Annotated in this window: 16 protein-coding genes and 2 tRNA genes; 8 read left to right on the top strand and 10 right to left on the bottom strand. The window is 40.0% G+C overall.

Annotated elements, in window-relative coordinates:
* Positions 1-27 precede the first annotated feature (27 nt).
* Together B3297_RS19445 and B3297_RS19440 are read left to right on the top strand one after the other, a co-directional pair.
* Entirely contained in the window at positions 28-921 is an 894-nt protein-coding gene (locus tag B3297_RS19445; protein WP_286779323.1) for a DUF4377 domain-containing protein, read from the top strand.
* A 253-nt stretch (positions 922-1,174) separates the two neighbouring features.
* Positions 1,175-2,128 (top strand): glycoside hydrolase family 43 protein, encoded by a 954-nt coding sequence (locus B3297_RS19440; protein ID WP_115048517.1) that lies wholly within the window; start codon positions 1,175-1,177, stop codon positions 2,126-2,128.
* Positions 2,129-2,210: 82 nt separating this feature from the next.
* Here the strand turns inward: B3297_RS19440 and B3297_RS19435 are convergent, their stop codons facing one another.
* Positions 2,211-4,430, bottom strand: a complete 2,220-nt coding sequence (locus tag B3297_RS19435; protein WP_286779322.1) for an NADP-dependent isocitrate dehydrogenase — start codon at positions 4,428-4,430, stop codon at positions 2,211-2,213.
* 273 nt (positions 4,431-4,703) lie between these two features.
* Between B3297_RS19435 and B3297_RS19430 the strand changes: the two genes are divergently transcribed.
* From B3297_RS19430 to B3297_RS19415, 4 genes are all read left to right on the top strand, one after another.
* Positions 4,704-5,543, top strand: a complete 840-nt coding sequence (locus tag B3297_RS19430) for an aldo/keto reductase (RefSeq protein WP_115048514.1) — start codon at positions 4,704-4,706, stop codon at positions 5,541-5,543.
* Between the two features lie 175 nt (positions 5,544-5,718).
* Entirely contained in the window at positions 5,719-6,567 is an 849-nt protein-coding gene (locus B3297_RS19425) for a helix-turn-helix domain-containing protein (RefSeq protein WP_070560877.1), read from the top strand.
* Between the two features lie 84 nt (positions 6,568-6,651).
* Entirely contained in the window at positions 6,652-7,992 is a 1,341-nt protein-coding gene (locus B3297_RS19420; protein ID WP_286779321.1) for a TolC family protein, read from the top strand.
* A 107-nt stretch (positions 7,993-8,099) separates the two neighbouring features.
* Positions 8,100-8,735, top strand: coding sequence for an HdeD family acid-resistance protein (locus B3297_RS19415; RefSeq protein WP_046676237.1), 636 nt, complete (start codon positions 8,100-8,102; stop codon positions 8,733-8,735).
* 51 nt (positions 8,736-8,786) lie between these two features.
* On the opposite strand, the gene B3297_RS19410 is transcribed toward B3297_RS19415, so the two are convergent.
* Entirely contained in the window at positions 8,787-9,428 is a 642-nt protein-coding gene (locus B3297_RS19410) for a peptidylprolyl isomerase (protein ID WP_070560879.1), read from the bottom strand.
* Between the two features lie 219 nt (positions 9,429-9,647).
* Between B3297_RS19410 and mgrA the strand changes: the two genes are divergently transcribed.
* Positions 9,648-10,679, top strand: coding sequence for an L-glyceraldehyde 3-phosphate reductase (mgrA, locus tag B3297_RS19405; protein WP_070560881.1), 1,032 nt, complete (start codon positions 9,648-9,650; stop codon positions 10,677-10,679).
* Between the two features lie 101 nt (positions 10,680-10,780).
* On the opposite strand, the gene B3297_RS19400 is transcribed toward mgrA, so the two are convergent.
* From B3297_RS19400 to B3297_RS19370, 7 genes are all read right to left on the bottom strand, one after another.
* A complete protein-coding gene (locus B3297_RS19400; RefSeq protein WP_070560882.1) occupies positions 10,781-11,308 on the bottom strand; it encodes a DUF1697 domain-containing protein in 528 nt (175 codons plus the stop codon).
* 17 nt (positions 11,309-11,325) lie between these two features.
* Entirely contained in the window at positions 11,326-11,619 is a 294-nt protein-coding gene (locus B3297_RS19395) for an MGMT family protein (protein ID WP_070560884.1), read from the bottom strand.
* A gap of 127 nt (positions 11,620-11,746) precedes the next feature.
* Positions 11,747-12,241: a hypothetical protein gene (locus B3297_RS19390; protein ID WP_286775400.1), complete on the bottom strand. Its 495-nt coding sequence runs from the start codon at positions 12,239-12,241 to the stop codon at positions 11,747-11,749.
* A gap of 284 nt (positions 12,242-12,525) precedes the next feature.
* On the bottom strand, positions 12,526-12,735 hold the full coding sequence (locus B3297_RS19385; RefSeq protein WP_083295741.1) for a hypothetical protein: 210 nt from the start codon (positions 12,733-12,735) through the stop codon (positions 12,526-12,528).
* Complete coding sequence (locus B3297_RS19380; RefSeq protein WP_070560890.1) at positions 12,725-13,564, bottom strand: class I SAM-dependent methyltransferase; 840 nt, start codon at positions 13,562-13,564, stop codon at positions 12,725-12,727. The genes B3297_RS19385 and B3297_RS19380 overlap by 11 nt, the downstream gene beginning before the upstream one ends.
* Positions 13,565-14,119: 555 nt before the next feature.
* A tRNA-Ser gene (locus B3297_RS19375) sits at positions 14,120-14,207 on the bottom strand.
* Positions 14,208-14,262: 55 nt separating this feature from the next.
* Positions 14,263-14,781, bottom strand: a complete 519-nt coding sequence (locus B3297_RS19370) for a YceI family protein (RefSeq protein ID WP_046676084.1) — start codon at positions 14,779-14,781, stop codon at positions 14,263-14,265.
* 186 nt (positions 14,782-14,967) lie between these two features.
* Between B3297_RS19370 and B3297_RS19365 the strand changes: the two genes are divergently transcribed.
* Positions 14,968-15,041 (top strand) — tRNA-Arg (locus B3297_RS19365).
* Between the two features lie 117 nt (positions 15,042-15,158).
* Here the strand turns inward: B3297_RS19365 and B3297_RS19360 are convergent.
* Positions 15,159-17,471: a glycoside hydrolase family 3 protein gene (locus B3297_RS19360; protein ID WP_286779320.1), complete on the bottom strand. Its 2,313-nt coding sequence runs from the start codon at positions 17,469-17,471 to the stop codon at positions 15,159-15,161.
* Positions 17,472-17,656 lie beyond the last annotated feature (185 nt).

The raw sequence follows: 17,656 nt of genomic DNA, 5'->3' as shown, positions 1-17,656 counted from the left end.
GTTTTTATTGATATTTACTTTCTAATTATGAAGAAGCCTTCCACATACAGTTCATTACTCCTTTTTTTAACACTCTTATTCCCCTGTCACAGCCTACTCGCGCAGAATTCTTCATTTCGTGTAAAAGTAAAATCCGGTCTTCGCCAAACACCACCTTATCTTGTCAAGTACTACAACAGTAAAGATTGGGAGAAATTCAATACCGAGATACGCCAATTTGATTATGATCCCAAATTTGAATATGACATCAAGATCCTCAAACGTCAAAACGGTTCACGTCCAACATACAGCTTAGCCAAAACGATCACAAAATCATTATCGGAAGAGACGGCTGTGGACACATGGGAAGTTGGAGAAAACTACGTAAATGCTCAGAACCTTGGTAAATTGAAGTGTCTGCAGATAAAATCTGATAAAAAAAATAAATGGGAATACCTCGCTGCAACCATTCAAGGTTTCGATTACCAAGAGGGCTACCGTTACCGCATTCGGGTAAAACAAACGAAACAAAAAGATACAGACACCATCAGATACAGCTTAATTGAAGTTGTCTCAAAAGAACGTACAAATGAACTGCCCAGTGTGGCCGCATTTCTGGCTCGTTTTAAATGGAATTTACTTCAGTTAAATGGAAAGGATGTCACCGACAGCAAAGCAAGCATCGGGTTCGATGCCCGAAATGGCACGATTACCGGAACAACGGGATGCAACAATTTTTGGGGAAATTTCACTATTAAAGGGGACAAAATCAGCTTTATACACCTAGCAAGCACCATGCGTGGCTGCAATGGCCAAAATATCGAAAATGACTTTTTCCAAATTTTTGAACAAAAACAAATTCAATTTGACATAGCCGAACAAACCTTAAATTTATACAACGACAGAAAACTAGTCATGATTTTTGGGTTAGAGCGGGAATAAAAAACACCCAAAGTCTGGGAGACTTTGGGTATCTTAGCCATATTATTAACCTATTTTATGAAAAGTATTTATGCCATTTGGAAATGACATAAACAAATATGTGAAATAAATCGGAAACAATCGAAAGCACAATATTATTTTAACAAAATTTTAACATTTCAAAAAATAATGAGATAAATGAGCATAAAAATGATTCATTTTGACTCATCCCGATCCATATTTATCCTGTATCTTACAGGTTTAAACCGATACAATGATTAAAACATTTTTAACATCAACAGCCTTACTTTTAACCGCGACACTTTTTGCCCAGAAGAACCCTGTCATCAAGGGAAACTATGCCGATCCTGAAGGTATTATCTATGGCAATAAATACTGGATATTCCCGACCTATTCGGCACCTTATGAAGAGCAGATATTCTTCGACGCGTTTTCATCTTCCGACTTGGCCAACTGGACAAAACACAGCCGCATCTTGGAAAACAGCAATGTCAAATGGGCGAAAAAAGCTATGTGGGCACCAGCGGTATTGGAAAACAAAGGCAAATATTACCTATTTTTCGGAGCCAATGATGTACATCAAGGCGAGATCGGAGGCATCGGGGTGGCTGTGGCCGACAAGCCAGAAGGTCCCTATAGCGACCTATTGGGCAAACCCTTAATCAACGATATTATCAATGGCGCTCAACCGATAGATCAGTTTGTTTTTAAAGATAAAGACGGAACTTTCTATATGTATTACGGCGGTTGGAAGCATTGCAATATGGTGAAGCTCAAGCCAGATTTCACCGGCTTGCTCCCTTTTGATGATGGTAGCTTTTACAAAGAAATCACCCCTAAAGATTACGTTGAAGGACCATTTATGTTTATAAAAGATGGAAAATATTACTTCATGTGGTCGGAAGGCGGTTGGACAGGCCCCGACTACAAAGTCGCTTATGCCATCGCCGATTCGCCATTTGGGCCTTTTGAGCGCATCGGGACAATATTAGAACGAGATCCCGAAGTCGCTGTTGGCGCCGGACATCATTCAGTCATCAAAGTACCCAACAAAGACAAGTATTTTATCGTCTACCACCGTAGACCGCTTGGCAAAGATGGGGCCAATGAGCGCGTCACCTGTATCGAGGAAATGAAATTTGACAAAAATGGACATATCATACCTGTTAAGATGACCTTTACAGGTGTCAAGTATCCATTAAAATAGCAAAAATACTCGTTTTTGCAAACAACAAAAGAAGCCCAGATCAATCGAAATGGGCTTCTTTTTTTATGAAAACAATTACCGCTTAAATGCTAGAAATTGCATTATTTAATGTTTCAGAAGGACGCATTGCCTTAGCAGCCAATTCATCATTCGGGAAATAGTAACCGCCGATGTTTTGTGCATGCCCCTGTGCAGCGATCAGTTCTTCATTGATTTTCGCTTCATTATCTGTCAACACCGTTGCAACAGTTGCAAATTTCTCTGCCAATTCAGCATCTTTTGTCTGTGCCGCCAAAGCCTGAGTCCAGTATAGTGTCAAATAGAAATGTGATCCGCGATTATCAATCTGACCAACTCGACGTGCCGGAGATTTATCGTTCGCTAAGAATTTTTCTGTTGCTTCATCCATGGTCTCCGCCAATACAAGCGCTTTTGGATTATTCTGTGTTTGAGACAAGTGTTCCAAAGAAGCACCAAGCGCCAAAAATTCACCCAATGAATCCCAACGCAAGTAACCCTCTTGAAGGAATTGTTCTACGTGTTTCGGAGCCGAACCACCAGCACCTGTTTCAAATAAACCACCACCATTCATCAATGGAACAATAGACAACATTTTAGCTGATGTACCCACTTCTAAGATCGGGAATAAATCCGTCAAATAATCACGCAACACGTTACCAGTTACTGAAATGGTATCCTCGCCCTTACGAATACGTTCCAAAGAGAATTTCGTCGCATCAATCGGAGATAAAATACGAATATCCAAACCAGTTGTATCAAAGTTTGGCAGGTATTTTTCTACTTTTTTGATGATTTCTCTATCATGTGCACGGTTTTCATCTAACCAGAATATAGCTGGAGTTTCAGATAAACGAGCACGATTCACAGCCAATTTCACCCAGTCTTGAATTGGTGCATCTTTCGTTTGACACATACGGAAGATATCACCTGTCTCCACTTTTTGCTCCATGAAAACATTTCCTTCAGCATCCACCACGCGAATAACGCCGTTTCCTGCAGCTTGAAAAGTTTTATCATGAGATCCGTATTCCTCAGCTTTTTGCGCCATCAAACCTACGTTTGGCACAGAACCCATTGTTTTAGGATCTAAGGCACCATGCTCCTTACAGTCTTCAATTGTAGCTTCGTAAACGCCAGCGTAACAACGATCAGGAACCATCGCAATAGTATCTTCTTCTTGACCGTCTTTATTCCACATTTTACCACCAATACGGATCATTGCTGGCATAGAAGCGTCAATAATAACATCAGAAGGCACGTGGAAATTTGTAATGCCTTTATCCGAATTTACCATCGCTAAAGCAGGGCCGTTTGCGATAGCAGCGTCGATAGCAGCTTTCACTTCAGCCTCTTTTGCATGGCCCGCGATTTTAGCATAAACCTCACCTAAGCCGTTATTTTTATTGATACCCAGCTCTTTGAATAAATCGCCATATTGCGCAAAAACATCTGCAAAATAAGTTTCAACAACAGCACCAAAGATAATCGGATCAGAAACTTTCATCATTGTTGCCTTTAAATGTGCAGACAACAATACCCCTGCCGCTTTCGCTTCAGCGATAGCATCTGCTACAAAAGCTTTCAATGCTGTTAAACTCAACGTTGAAGAATCAATAACTTCACCCGCTTTCAATGGCGAAAGTCCTTTTAATTCTGTTACTGCACCTTGCTCATCAACAAACTCAATTTTAAATTGGCCTTCATTTTCTACGGTTACAGACTGCTCTGAGCCATAGAAATCACCTGAAGTCATTGACGCAACCTTTGTTTTAGAATCTTTCGCCCAAGCACCCATTTTATGTGGGTTTGCTTTTGCATAGTTCTTAACCGCTTTAGGCGCACGGCGATCTGAGTTTCCTTCACGTAATACAGGATTTACCGCAGAACCCAATACTTTGGCATATTTCGCTTTAGCTGACTTTTCCTCTTCTGTTGTCGCTTCATCAGGATAGTTTGGAACAGCGTAGCCTGCTTGCTGTAATTCAGCGATAGCACCTTTTAACTGCGGAATCGAGGCGGAGATATTCGGTAATTTAATGATGTTTGCTTCAGGAGTTGTTGCCAACTGACCCAACTCAGCCAATGCATCAGCAATTTTTTGATCTTCTTTTAAAAATTCTGGAAAGCTAGCAAGAATACGGCCTGCTAAAGAGATATCTCTCAATTCAACATCGATATCAGCTGTAGCTGTAATCGCTTGAACGATAGGCAAAAACGAATAAGTCGCTAATAAAGGAGCTTCATCTGTTTTTGTCCAAACAATTTTTGATTTGTTTGACATAGTAATCTATTAGAAATATGTTTAATTTTTAATGCTATGTGAAATCATTGAAAAATCTGAATTTCTCAAAAATTCGCCTAAAGATAAGAATAAATGCCATAATTAACGAGGAATTGCACCCCTTTTGACAATAAAATTGTGAAAATAAATATATTTTGGCAATACAGAATAAGTCGCCCCTCCTCTACCCAAAAGTATTTCCTCTTGACATTTCAGTGACCAGATACTACAGGCGAAATCCTATTTTAGCTCAACATAAAAACACGACTTACAATGAAAACATTCAAATTGAACAATGGAATTGAAATTCCGGCAATTGGATTTGGAACCTGGCAAATTCCTGAGGGCGACGAAGCTTATCAGGCAGTTAAAGAAGCACTTGCCGCTGGGTATACACATATTGATACTGCGGCCATATATGGCAACGAAAAAAGTGTTGGAAAAGCGATAAAAGACAGTGGTATCGATCGTAATTCGCTGTTTATTACAACAAAACTCTGGAATACCGAGCGTGGATACGATAAGACTATTGCTGCATTCGAAAAATCGCTCAGCGATCTACAATTGGATTACCTCGATCTTTACCTGATTCATTGGCCTGCCAACGAAACGCAATTTGCAAACTGGTCTGACATCAACGCCGATACCTGGCGGGCTTTTGAGCAGCTGTACAAAGAGGGGAAAGTTAGAGCGATCGGCGTGAGTAATTTCCCCAAAGACTACCTCGCCAAATTATTGGAGTCAGCGACAATCATCCCTGCAGTGAACCAAATTGAATTTCATCCGGGTTACCTTCAGCAAGATACTGTGGCACTCTGCCAATCCAATGACATCCTTGTTCAGGCTTGGTCACCCCTGGGTTCGGGCAGAATATTACAGGATGAAACACTCGTTGCTTTGGCTAAGGAAAAGAATACTAGTGTTGGACAACTCTGTATCAAATTTGCTTTATCTCAGGGTATCTTACCGCTGCCAAAATCAACCAATCCCGATAATATTAAAAGAAATTTAGTGATCGACGATTTTGAGCTGACAGCAAGCGATATCAAAACTATCCTCGATTTACCTGAAATGGGGTTTTCCGGATCGGACCCTAAAAAAGTCGCTTTTTAAAGGTGATAATATAGGATTGATGGAGTCGCTCTTGGGCTGCTCCTCCAATCTTATATTGTTGAGCTTCCAGTACCAAAGAAACTGATTGTCCCTTTTTCCTAAACAGGATATAACAATTTTTTGCTATTATAGCGGTAAAGTTGCCTACACTATTCCTTACTTTTTTATTATAAAAATGAATGAAATAGAACTTATAGATCAATCGGAACTTCCTGCGAAGGGAGAAGACTACTACTATCACCCCTTATGGACGACGTGTATACTGCTGTATAGAGGCTCTATGCAGGTCAATAGCAATGGTACGCCCACCGACCTTCAAGCCGGTAACATCCTGTTTATCGGATACAATAAGTACTATAGCTTTACGACAATCAGTACCAATGCTGTTTTTAAAATACTCCATTATGACAGGAATTTTTCCAACCGAATACGCTTGTCAATCAGTCGGTACGATGCTTATCGATTAATTAATTCCAACCGCTCCACACCCTTTACTCCTGCCGCCAACGATTTTGAAGCTATTTGGACATTGTTAACCACTTTACATAGCAACCGTAAAAAACCAATCGATCTGAAGAAGGATTTCCTCCAAAAAGCCAATATCAATATTTTTATGGCGATTATCTACCTTTTGGCCGATGTGATCTATACTGCTGGTGAAAGCTCCGGAAAGGCACGCAACAAGAGAAAGGAAGAAATTACCGTCCATTTTTTACAACTTATCGCCGATCACTACAAAACGCAGCGCGATCTCGCATTCTACGCCGACCGCCTCCACATCTCCATCAAATACCTGTCGATCAGCGTCAAGGAGATTACACAAGAATCGCCCTCGGAAATTATCAGTAACTGGCTAGTCACAGAAGCTAGAGCGCAGCTCACCATTTCTACCAAAACAATCAACCAGATCTCACAAGAGTTTAATTTTTCAGATCAATATGCTTTTAGCAAGTTTTTCAAAAAACATGTCGGCATAACACCTAAGCTATTTCGTGAACAACAGGCAAATCTTGTTACCAATTGAACATCATAAAGCAGTAATCAAACATTTCTTTTCACCCCAGGGCATACTAACTTTGTAGCACATATATAAACAAAGTTAAATACCATGAATACAAAGTCAAGAGCCCGAAAAATAGGTTTTTACTTGACGTTATGCTTCTTTACATTCTTTTGCAATCAAACATACGGTCAAGACAGCATAAACAGCCGAAAAATAACCATTGAAACGCTGTTTGAACTTGCCATCCATCATCACCCGAATCTTATTGTTTCGGCATCCGCCGTAAGTATCGCCAAACAAAAAACGGAAGTTGCAAAATTAAGAAGGCTTCCCGAAATCAGTGCTTCAGCATCGGCTTTTTACCTCGGCAACGCTGCGTTGATCGACAAAGACCTTTCGGGGTCGGAAAAAGTCCCTTTACCCCATTTCGGTAACAACTATGCATTGGAAGCGAAAGAACTTATCTGGAAGGGCGGTGTCGTAAAAAATAGCATCAAAGCATCCTCGCTGGGCGAAGAACTGGCTGAATTGGACCATAAGAATGAAGAACAGAACATTAAAATTTTGGTTTTAGGCTATTACCTTGATCTATTTAAACTGAAAAATCAAGAAGCTGTCTACAATCAAAATATTGAGCTTGCGCACAAGAGACTGGACCTGACGGAAAAATTATATAAACAGGGCATGATCACCAAAAATGATGTTATCCGCAACCAATTGCAAATATCCGAGTTGGAGTTAGCCAAAGAGGTGATTCAGAATAATCGGAAAATCCTGAATGACGAGCTTATAGTCGCATTAGGGCTACCGGAGGGCACAGTAATTGAGCCGGATGACAAACTATTAAACAGCAGCTTTCAGCTGGCAGACCTCGCGAGCTTAAAACAAGACGCTTACGTTTCCAGTCCCGGTCTACAGCTTGCGGCCAAGGAAACCGAACTTTTACTGACAGAAAAGGCTATTACAAAATCAGAGCGATCCCCTGCCCTCAGCCTATTCGCGGGAAACAGTCTTGTGAAACCTATCACCAATGTGATGCCGGTGATCGACAAGTATATGAATACCTGGAATACCGGTATCTCCCTGAATTATACGATTTCTTCAATCTACACGACAGGAAAAAAGCTTAAACTAGATGATCTACAAATTGAAAAGAACGAAAAATACACAAGTGCTCTGAAACAAAAAACCAGCGTCGCTGTTAATACTGCATACATTAAATACAATGAGGCCTACTCACAACGCAAGACGCTGGAATACAATAAAGCTCTTGCAGATGAGAACTATCGTATTATTGAGAAAAAGTACTTGAACCAATTGGCGTTGATCGTCGATATCATGGATGCTTCAAACTCAAAACTTGAAGCGGAATTGAAATACACAAATGCTGAAATCAATATTTTGTATGCATATTACAAACTTTTAAAAGAGACTGGAAAGATCTAGTACATTTTCCTTTTGCCTAATTTAATCAGTTTTATATATGTAAGGCCTCATTAAGTAATTAATGGGGCTTTTTTATCGACAATACTGCATCATCTTAACTCATTATTATGGCAAATTCATTTTTTAAAACGATCAGATCATCCATTAAGCACTGGTATATTCCATTGATTATCGGCATTCTATTAATTCTTTTGGGGTTCTATACCATTTACACACCTGTTGCCGCATTTCTCACATTAGCGATTCTATTTTCATGGTCATTTATTATTTCCGGTATTTTGGAAATTATCTTTGCCGTGCAGAACAAAGATGAAGTGGACGGTTGGGGTTGGTACCTCACCGGAGGGATTCTTTATACCCTATTCGGCATATTACTGATTGCCAACCCGTTGCTTTCAGCCAGCACGTTGGCGTTTATTGTAGGCTTTTATGCGCTCTTTAAATCCTTTCAGTTGCTATCCTTTTCTTTTGACCTCAAAAATTACGGCAGTAAATCTTGGGGCTGGAATTTATTATTTGCCATTTTAGGCATTATTTTCAGCTTTATCTTACTTTGGAATCCGCTATTTGCAGGTTTTTCGCTGGTCATATGGACCGGAATGGCCATAAGTACGGTGGGCTTTGCAGCCTGTGTCTTTGCATTTCAGCTGAAAAGTCTCAAAGACATCCCGAGCAAGCTGCCAGACGAGTGGAAAGAGCGTTATCAGAAGCTTAAAGAAGAATTTGATCAACACCGCAAATAGAAAAAGGGCTTAGTTGCCCTTTTTTTATCAATATTGCTCCGACTGTTAAGTTTATTTACTTATTTCGACAATCTTAAAAGGCACATTATGAAGTGGAAAATCTTGTTTATCCGTCTTTACCCGACTGATTTTCATGATCACCTCTAATCCCTCATAAATCTCGCCAAAAACGGTAAAATCGTGATCAAGTCTTGGCTGTCCGCCACGAGCCAAGTACTCCTGACGTTGTGCTGCAGTATATTTTATCCCTTTCTTCAATTCCAGACTATCCAGTTCTGCTTCCGTGATTTTCTTTCCGACCACGAAATAGATCTGATTCAAAAAAGATGCTTTTGCGGGGTTTCCATCCCGTCCTGCACCCAAGGCACCTATTTTATGATACGCCCGGTCATCGAACTCTGCCGCCAATCGCGGTTTTCTATGAAGAGGATCTGCCGCCTCACGTTTTTCAATATCGATATCATGCTCTCCGCCCTGCACAACAAAATTTTCGATAATGCGATTAAACAATGCTCCTTGATAGACCGTATCCCGAATAGATCGCAACATCAAATCGCGATGATTGGGGGTATAATCATAAAGTACAACTTTAAAATCGCCAAAATCAGTCTTGAAAAGTAAATGTTTTGATTGGGCATAACAATTCCCCAATACAATAAAAACAAAGCTTAGGATGGTTAGAATTTTCCTCATCGTATGAATTAATCGTTTTCTTAGATTTCATATAAAAATACATTAAATTTCGATTTTTGAAAGACATTGAGCGGCAGTTTTCCAAATGCTCTCGAAGAATATCTGTACAGGATACTTCCAAAACTTTTCCTGCACTAAAAAATTACAGCCATGGTATGGAATTAAAACTTGCAAATAAGCGTAAATTTATCTTAGTTTGGATTAAAACTATTCAAGACTATGCAGTATACAGCAAATCCAGACCGATATCAAGATATGATCTATAATCGTTGTGGTCAATCCGGTATTCTATTGCCTGCCATCTCATTGGGAATGTGGCATAATTTCGGTGACGACACAGCCCATCAAACGAAAGTTGATATTTGCACAACAGCGTTTGACCTGGGAATTACCCATTTCGATCTCGCAAACAATTATGGTCCGCCTGCTGGAAGTGCCGAAAGGGCCTTCGGACAAATATTAAAAGAACAATTTTACGGTTTACGCGATGAGATGATTATTTCATCAAAAGCGGGATATCACATGTGGAATGGGCCTTACGGAGAATGGGGAAGCCGTAAATATGTGATATCAAGCTGTGAGCAATCACTTAAACGCCTGGGTATCGATTACGTCGATATTTTCTATTCACATCGTTTCGACCCCAATACCCCCTTGGAGGAGACCATGCTGGCGCTAGATCAGCTTGTCCGTAGCGGAAAAGCGCTTTATGTCGGTATTTCATCCTATAATTCGCAACGCACAAAAGAAGCCCATGCAATCCTGAAATCATTGGGCACACCTTTTATTATTCATCAGCCTAGCTATTCTATGCTAAACAGATGGGTAGAAACCGATGGCTTGCTCGATACCTTGGATGAGATAGGCATTGGTTCTATCGTCTTTTCCCCTTTGGCACAGGGCATGCTCACCGATAAATATTTACAGCATATCCCCGAGAATAGCCGTGCGGCGCAATCCAAATCACTTCAGACAAAATTTCTGAATGAAGAAAATCAAAAGAACATCCAGGCCTTACATGCAATTGCACAGCGTAGAGGGCAATCACTGGCACAAATGGCTATAGCATGGGTTTTACGCAAGAAGCAAGTTACATCGGCGCTAATTGGCGCCTCAAGACCACAACAGGTCATTGATTGCGTGGGTGCGCTGAAGAATCTGACGTTTAGCCCGGAAGAAATTCACGAAATTGATCTTTATGCAAAAGACGGCCATATTAACATCTGGGCTAAATCGGCTGAGATTGATTAAGATCAATGCCATAAAAGTTTTCATCCGAGGAACTACTTCACGCATGGCTGAATTCCATAAACTAAAAACGAGCCCGGATAATACCGGGCTCATTCCGTTAATTAACCCATTTTTTTCAATATCTTTTCAAAGGTGTTGATATTCCGGCTTGTCATCTTATCTTTCAGATTCTTTTTCCCCAACACCTTTCCGAAGCTGGAATCCAAGGTATTGCCCTTGGGTACGCGCCAATAAAAGACCGTATCGACAATTTCTCCCTTCTCTCCCGGCACATGTGTCGAATTGCTGAATTCATCCATCAGTATTGTTTCGACACCTGTTGTCCCTACAAAAGCATAGACATGGAAGTCTGTATGTATTTCAAAAGGAATATTTGCCTGCAGCAATTCCACTTCTTCCTGTGATCGGATGAACAAAAAAGCTTCATAAGAAAAATATGCCGACATGGAATCCTCTAGTAACTGCTTGAGCGAGGCGGGAGCTTTGTCCGACGAAAAAACAATATTTCCAGAAGCCAGTACCGAAGTAACGTCCGTTACACCGGCGTCCTTAAAAACCTGACTGACATCTGACATCTTCATATTGGTTCCCTTCACATTGACGCCGCGTAGAAAAGCACAGTATTTCATAGTATTACATTAATCGATTATTCGTCCATCGGATCCCAAAACAGCTTTCTAAAGTCCTTGATCCGTAAATTATTGACAACAAGCCCCTCGGCTTCAAGCCGTTCTTGAAATTCAGGCACTGCGAGCGTGCCGCCACTGGATACAACACGGTGGGCGGGTACATCACTGGGACATCCTCCCATAGCCTTTCCGACATGTCGCGAATGATTTGGATAGCCCAAGGCTTTTGCTATCGACCCATAGGTCGTCACTCTTCCTTTCGGAATCAGCTTTGCAACCTCATATACCTGCTGTTTGAATTGCTCATCCATGGTAATTTATATTTTATTTGCCTTGATTATACATGTCAAAAAATTTTCTTTCGCTATTTCTACAGCAAAAAAGGAAAGTAAACTAAGTTACAAAAAGCTACTATAAGCTGTACAGTCTTTAGTTGATTCAATTGTCTAATTTTTTGTTTCCATATGCTTGTGGGGGAAAATATTCTTCCAATTGTCTATATACACGATTCCAGCTAGGGTTATCGTCAGCATTCAGTTTTACATATTGCCCCTTTTTTGTTGTAATGCTTATTTTTATATCTATTCCGTCGTATGGCTGACGCGATTCCTCTTCTTTAGCGGCAATAAATTTTTCCAAATCAATTTTATCCAATAACAAGTTCCATTTATCTTCTGTGTTGACATATGATTTTAGGGTACTCTGCGCTGTATCAATTGCAGAAAACAGACAATAAATACTATCTCTTGTTATCTTCATCGTATAAGCTTTTGAAGGTGTTACTGTAAATCCGCCAACCATAGAAATTGACACTGCTGTAATCTCATTTTTAGTATTTTCTGCCGTCACCCGATGTGAGTTATGGGTACAGCTTTCTCCTAAGAATAGCTGTCCGACCAAAAGTGAGAACTTTAGGATCAATTTTCCGCCCATATCTTGTTCCTTTAAACGTTAATAAGTAAATAATCAAACAAAAAAAGCGTTATCTGTTGTCAACAGACAACGTCTTTTGCTGCTTTCCTAATTTACAAAAGTTATTAGGATTTCGTGCTCCCAATCGCTATATTCCTTACGTATCAAATCGATCCCTCAAAATATAATCTCAGCGTAAAACCCACCAATAAGCAAAGCCGCAACTATCGCCATGACCAGCCTTGTCAGACTAAAGGCAACATAGACTATTGCAGTAACAGCTCCTAGGAAAAATACATTAGCGGTTAATTTTTCTTCATTCTCTTCGCTCTTTTCGTCGGGCTGTAATTGCAGCATCTGATTGCTGTATATTCAATTTTATATTCAGACAAAAGCTGTCCAATTATTTCGTTGGTTTCATTTTCGTTCAATCCTATTTTTTCTCCGAGATCAATTTCGTTTAGTTGACCATCATTGTCTATTAGTGCCCAGTAATATTTGTCTTTATTTTCCATGGTTATATGTTTTTTGTACCGCTATCATCATATGTGGACTGAATGGAAGAAGGTAGCTATCATTTTCAGTAATTTGAATAAGCTCCATGAGTACTCTCCGCCGTTGGTAGTTCTGCATATTGGCAAAAAAGTCTTTGTCCAACCATGCCATACCTTCAACTGCATACGTATTTAAATAGGTTAATTGTTGATTTAAAAATTCATTCTTTAATTGTTCGGGCCTATGATAAAATGCTTCTGCTAAAAGCCAAGGGAAATCAGGGGGCGGATTATGTTTGCCAAGTGTTAGTTCTTCCTTACACATTTCAAAAAATGACTTTTTGTGGATTAACCCATTTAAAAGACCTACCAAAGTGGATGCAGTATAATTAATGGCAAAACCCAATATAACGCCGTTGTTTTTCAAAACTCGTTTGGCTTCACAAATGGTTAAATCCCGGTCCTCTTTCTCTTGAAGATGATAAAGTGGACCGTGTAGTATAATAAGGTCGGCATAATTATTTGAGAACTCTAATTTTCGAGATTCTCCTTTGTGCACAGCAAATTTGTTTTTCAATTTATTAGCTCTGTCGCGGGCTATTTTTAAATGTTTTGTAACGGGCTCTACCAAATGAACTCGATGTCCTTTCTTTGCAAGCCATTCCGAATACTTCCCTGTGCCACCACCGATATCAATTATGGTTAATGGTGAAGAGATGATGTATTTTTCAATAAGTGATTTTATTCTTTCAAACTCAAATACTCCCATTCCCTTATCAAGTCTGGTTTCTTCCGATACTTTATCGTAGAATAACTCTATTTCTCTACTTATTAATTGTTTACTATTCATTATATTCCTTGTATAATAAGCATTTTAAATGCTATAACATCGTGAAATGATAAACCAATCGATTTGATAATCAATTTTTCGGTTGTGATTTAATAAAATATGGGGATACAATTATCTGTGCACTGAAAGTCAAAAGATTTCATGCAGTTATAGCTCATTTTCGAGCATGTCTTTTTTAGTTAAGACGCAGATAATATGTTAGATATAGTATAACTGACTACAAAGATAGATTTTTTTTCTACCTATTCATTTCTTTAGATGAATTTCTATGATGCCCTTTGCTCCTGACGTACAATTCAATATTTTTACATTTAATCGAACCAAAGATTCTTTAAGTCAAGTCGTTAAGCAGATTTACATGTTGATTATCAATTGTTTATACTGAATTTCGTGGCACATTTTTTCAAAACTCCAATGTGCCACGAATGTGCCACAAAAATTATGAGTGTTTTTGAAAATTTTAGTAATTCCCATAAACAAAAAAATCCTGCAAATCATTGATTTTGCAGGATTTATCTATTTTTTAGTGCTTTTTAAAAACTTTAAATTTGCACCTGGCGGAGAGTGAGGGATTCGAACCCCCGAACCTGTGACAGTTAACGGTTTTCAAGACCGCCGCATTCGACCACTCTGCCAACTCTCCGCGACAAAAGTACGAATTTTCACACTCCCACCAAATTTTATTTTATATATTGCGCTTATTGAGCTTTTATAAACTGAATATCAGCACTAAATTTTACTTCGTCACTTACCATTACCCCTCCTGTTTCCAACGCCGCATTCCAATTAAGGCCAAATTCTGAACGTTTGATTTTGCCTTCTACAATAAATCCAGCTTTCGTATTTCCCCAAGGATCTTTTTGGATACCCGCAAATTCCAAGTCGAAAGACACCGGTCTAGAAACGTCACGAATTGTCAAATTTCCCTTAATTTCATTATTCTCCAAGCTCGTTGCTTCAAATGTAATTGCTGGATATTTCTCTACATCAAAGAAATCTGCACTTTTTAAATGACCATCACGTTGCTCATTACGTGTATTAATCGATGCCGTGTCAATAACAACTTTCGCAAGGGCATTTTTAAAATCTTCGCCCTCGGCGTCAACATCTATTTTAAAACTGTCAAAGTTTCCTTTAACGTTTGTAATCATCATGTGTTTTACTTTGAATTCTATCTCGCTATGTGCAGCGTCTAGTTCCCATTTTCCTTGTGCCATAATTTTATGTTTTTTTCTATTTGTTTAACAGCACAAAGTTAACAGCAGTTTTATTCAATTTGTTTGACCTAGATCAATAAAATAATCTTGTTGAAAAGCAATCAGTTATTGAAAAACCACAAAAAAAAGTCAGTGATATTTTGGAAATACAACACAAATGTCTACTTTTGCATTACCGAAAACGACGCGCCAATAGCTCAGCTGGATAGAGCATCGGTTTTCTAAACCGACGGTCTCAGGTTCGAATCCTGATTGGCGTACTTAAAAGCTCCTTTGTATGACACAAAGGAGCTTTTTTTATACATCAAATTCAAAATATCCACGATACATACGCAAGCTTGAACCTATCTCCCCTTCTCATTTTTAAATTGCCCCTATTATTTCCTCACAAACTCTCCTACGCGTTTATCTTTAATGACTCCCGACCAGTTTAAACCATAACCAAAATCGTAGGCGTGTCCTGCTTGATCAACATAGACTTCCATGTCAAAAGGCACGTCCTCAGCTTGTTTCTCAACTGTAGCCATGTTTGCGGGCATTTGAACAGGCAATAGACCGGAAGGTTCGTACTTTCCAAACATAACATCCAATACAGCCTGTGTTGATACACCAAAATTTAGGATAATACCTGATACCTCCTTTTCAAACTCGGCAAATACCATGGGCTTGTTTGCTGTCACAGACACCAAAATAGGTTTCCCCATCATCATATCCTTCGTATCCAATATCGTTTGAAGATCCATCACATTCGCAGCAGTCACCATTTTATTCTTATAAGACCTATTCTTAATCGATGGATCGATTATAGGATCACCTGCGGCAATACTCTCCGCTCGTGCATCTGAGGCTGTATAAGTGCCATACTGCAAGGAAATCGGAACATAGCCATTTCCACCATTCCTGCGATCCCTTGCGCTATACCCACCTTCTGCACTGATCGGGCTCTGTACAAACACGATTGCAAGGTCAGCTTCACTAGGGTTATCGGTTACATCGGCATATTTTCGCAAGAGATCAATGTTGACAGGGTATTCCAATCGTGCCTGTGCATAGTTTCCCCACCAATCTTTCATTGCTGCACTATACATCTTCGGAACATAAACTTTCTTCCGTCCAAGAATAGGCAATTGCTGATCACTATTCTTTAGTAAAATAATGGACTTTACCTGTGCGTCGTAGCCCTCCTTCATATGGAGCGGATTACCGACAGTGGCGCGACTTTCCTCGACATCCAAATATGGATTTTCAAAGAGTCCTACCCGGAAAATATTTAACAGAAGCCTTCTGGCAGAAGCTTCAAATCGTTGTCTCATAAATTTCTGTCCGTGCTCTTTCACGCCCAGTTCATAGGCTATCAAAACAGGAGCCTTATCGTTATTGCCACCAAATTGATCTATGCCTGCCATCAATGCTTTATAATGACGCTCTGCCACCGACAGCTGTTCTACCCCCCAGGGTTTACCTGCAAATCCATCTGGTTTAGGCGCTTCATCTCCCGTAATCAACCAGTCCGAACAGATCACACCATCATAACCGTAGGTGCCGCGCAACAAGTCGGTAAGCAAATATTTGCTATAACCATTTCCCACATTTTCACCATTCTTCTCGTCTTGACCAAAAGAAATCGTATAATAGGGCATAACTGCGGCAGCTTTGCTCGTCTTTCCTGTCAACTGAAAAGCTCCATTGACAAATGGCATAATATGTTGCTTCAGATTATCACCTGGATATACCGCAAACTTTCCAATAGCCCAATGGCCATCCCGACCACCTTCCTCAGGCCCTCCACTGGGCCAATGTTTCACCATAGCATTAACACTCTTATACCCCCAGCCTAAGGCAATTTCGTCTTTTCCACTCGATGTCTGAAAACCATCGATATAAGCTCTAGCCATCGCTGTTGTCAACTCGGGACTCTCTCCAAAAGTCATACCGATACGATACCAACGCGGTTCGGTACCCAAATCTATCTGTGGTGATAATGCCGTCGTGATGCCCAAGGATCGATATTCCGAAGCCGCTACTTGCCCAAAACGTTTGACGATAGCTGGATCGAATGTCGCCGCCATCGCAAGCCCATCCGGCCACATTGAAATTTGCCCCCCTGCCCCAGCGTTGAACTCTGCACTGACAACAGCATTATGACGTGGGTCGGAACTATCATTCGCCGGAATCCCCCATCCCAAGCCTTCCACAAAACCTTGCAACTCATTATTCCAACGGGCAGCGGTCTCCGGATCTTTCACTGCTGTCAACAGGACATGCCTCAGCCCATCTTTCTCCAGAAACTCACGCTGCTGATCGGTCAGAGCCCAAGGTGAAACTAGACCTTCCTGATAGTTTTTTCCTTGATAAGTGCCTCCCATAAATCCAAAGGCCGGTGCCGGTAAAGCTTGATGCCTGCTATACAACATAAGCCCAGCAATCTGATCAACAGACAATTTTGAGGCGAGATCTTTAGCTCGCTCCTCTGCTGTCAAACGCCAATCTTCATAACGGTCTAATTTTCCATTTCGATTGAGATCCTTAAATTTATTTCCAGCAATACTTAGGATCTTCACGCCCGAAGCTGTTGAATACCCCAAAACAGGGCCATACTGATTCTCAATCTTTTGATAAACCTGGCCTTGTGCTGAAAAAGTTAAAAATAGACTGAAAGATGAAGCGAATATTAGGTTTCTTACATTCATAAAATCTGTTCGTTTAATACATGAGTTCGTAGTCAAACATTCGCCTCACGGCTAAAAAAACATTTGGCTTAACACGTTATAATCAGTTATTTACATTGCTTCATAATGAAGCAATACAAGTGTACAATCTTTTTGTTCAATTACAAAATAAAATCAACAAAATAACACTTGCGTCCTAAACGTTT

This window comes from Sphingobacterium sp. UBA3519 (assembly GCF_002377215.1).
Lineage (GTDB): Bacteria > Bacteroidota > Bacteroidia > Sphingobacteriales > Sphingobacteriaceae > Sphingobacterium > Sphingobacterium multivorum.
This window is presented reverse-complemented; position numbering and strand designations above follow the sequence as displayed.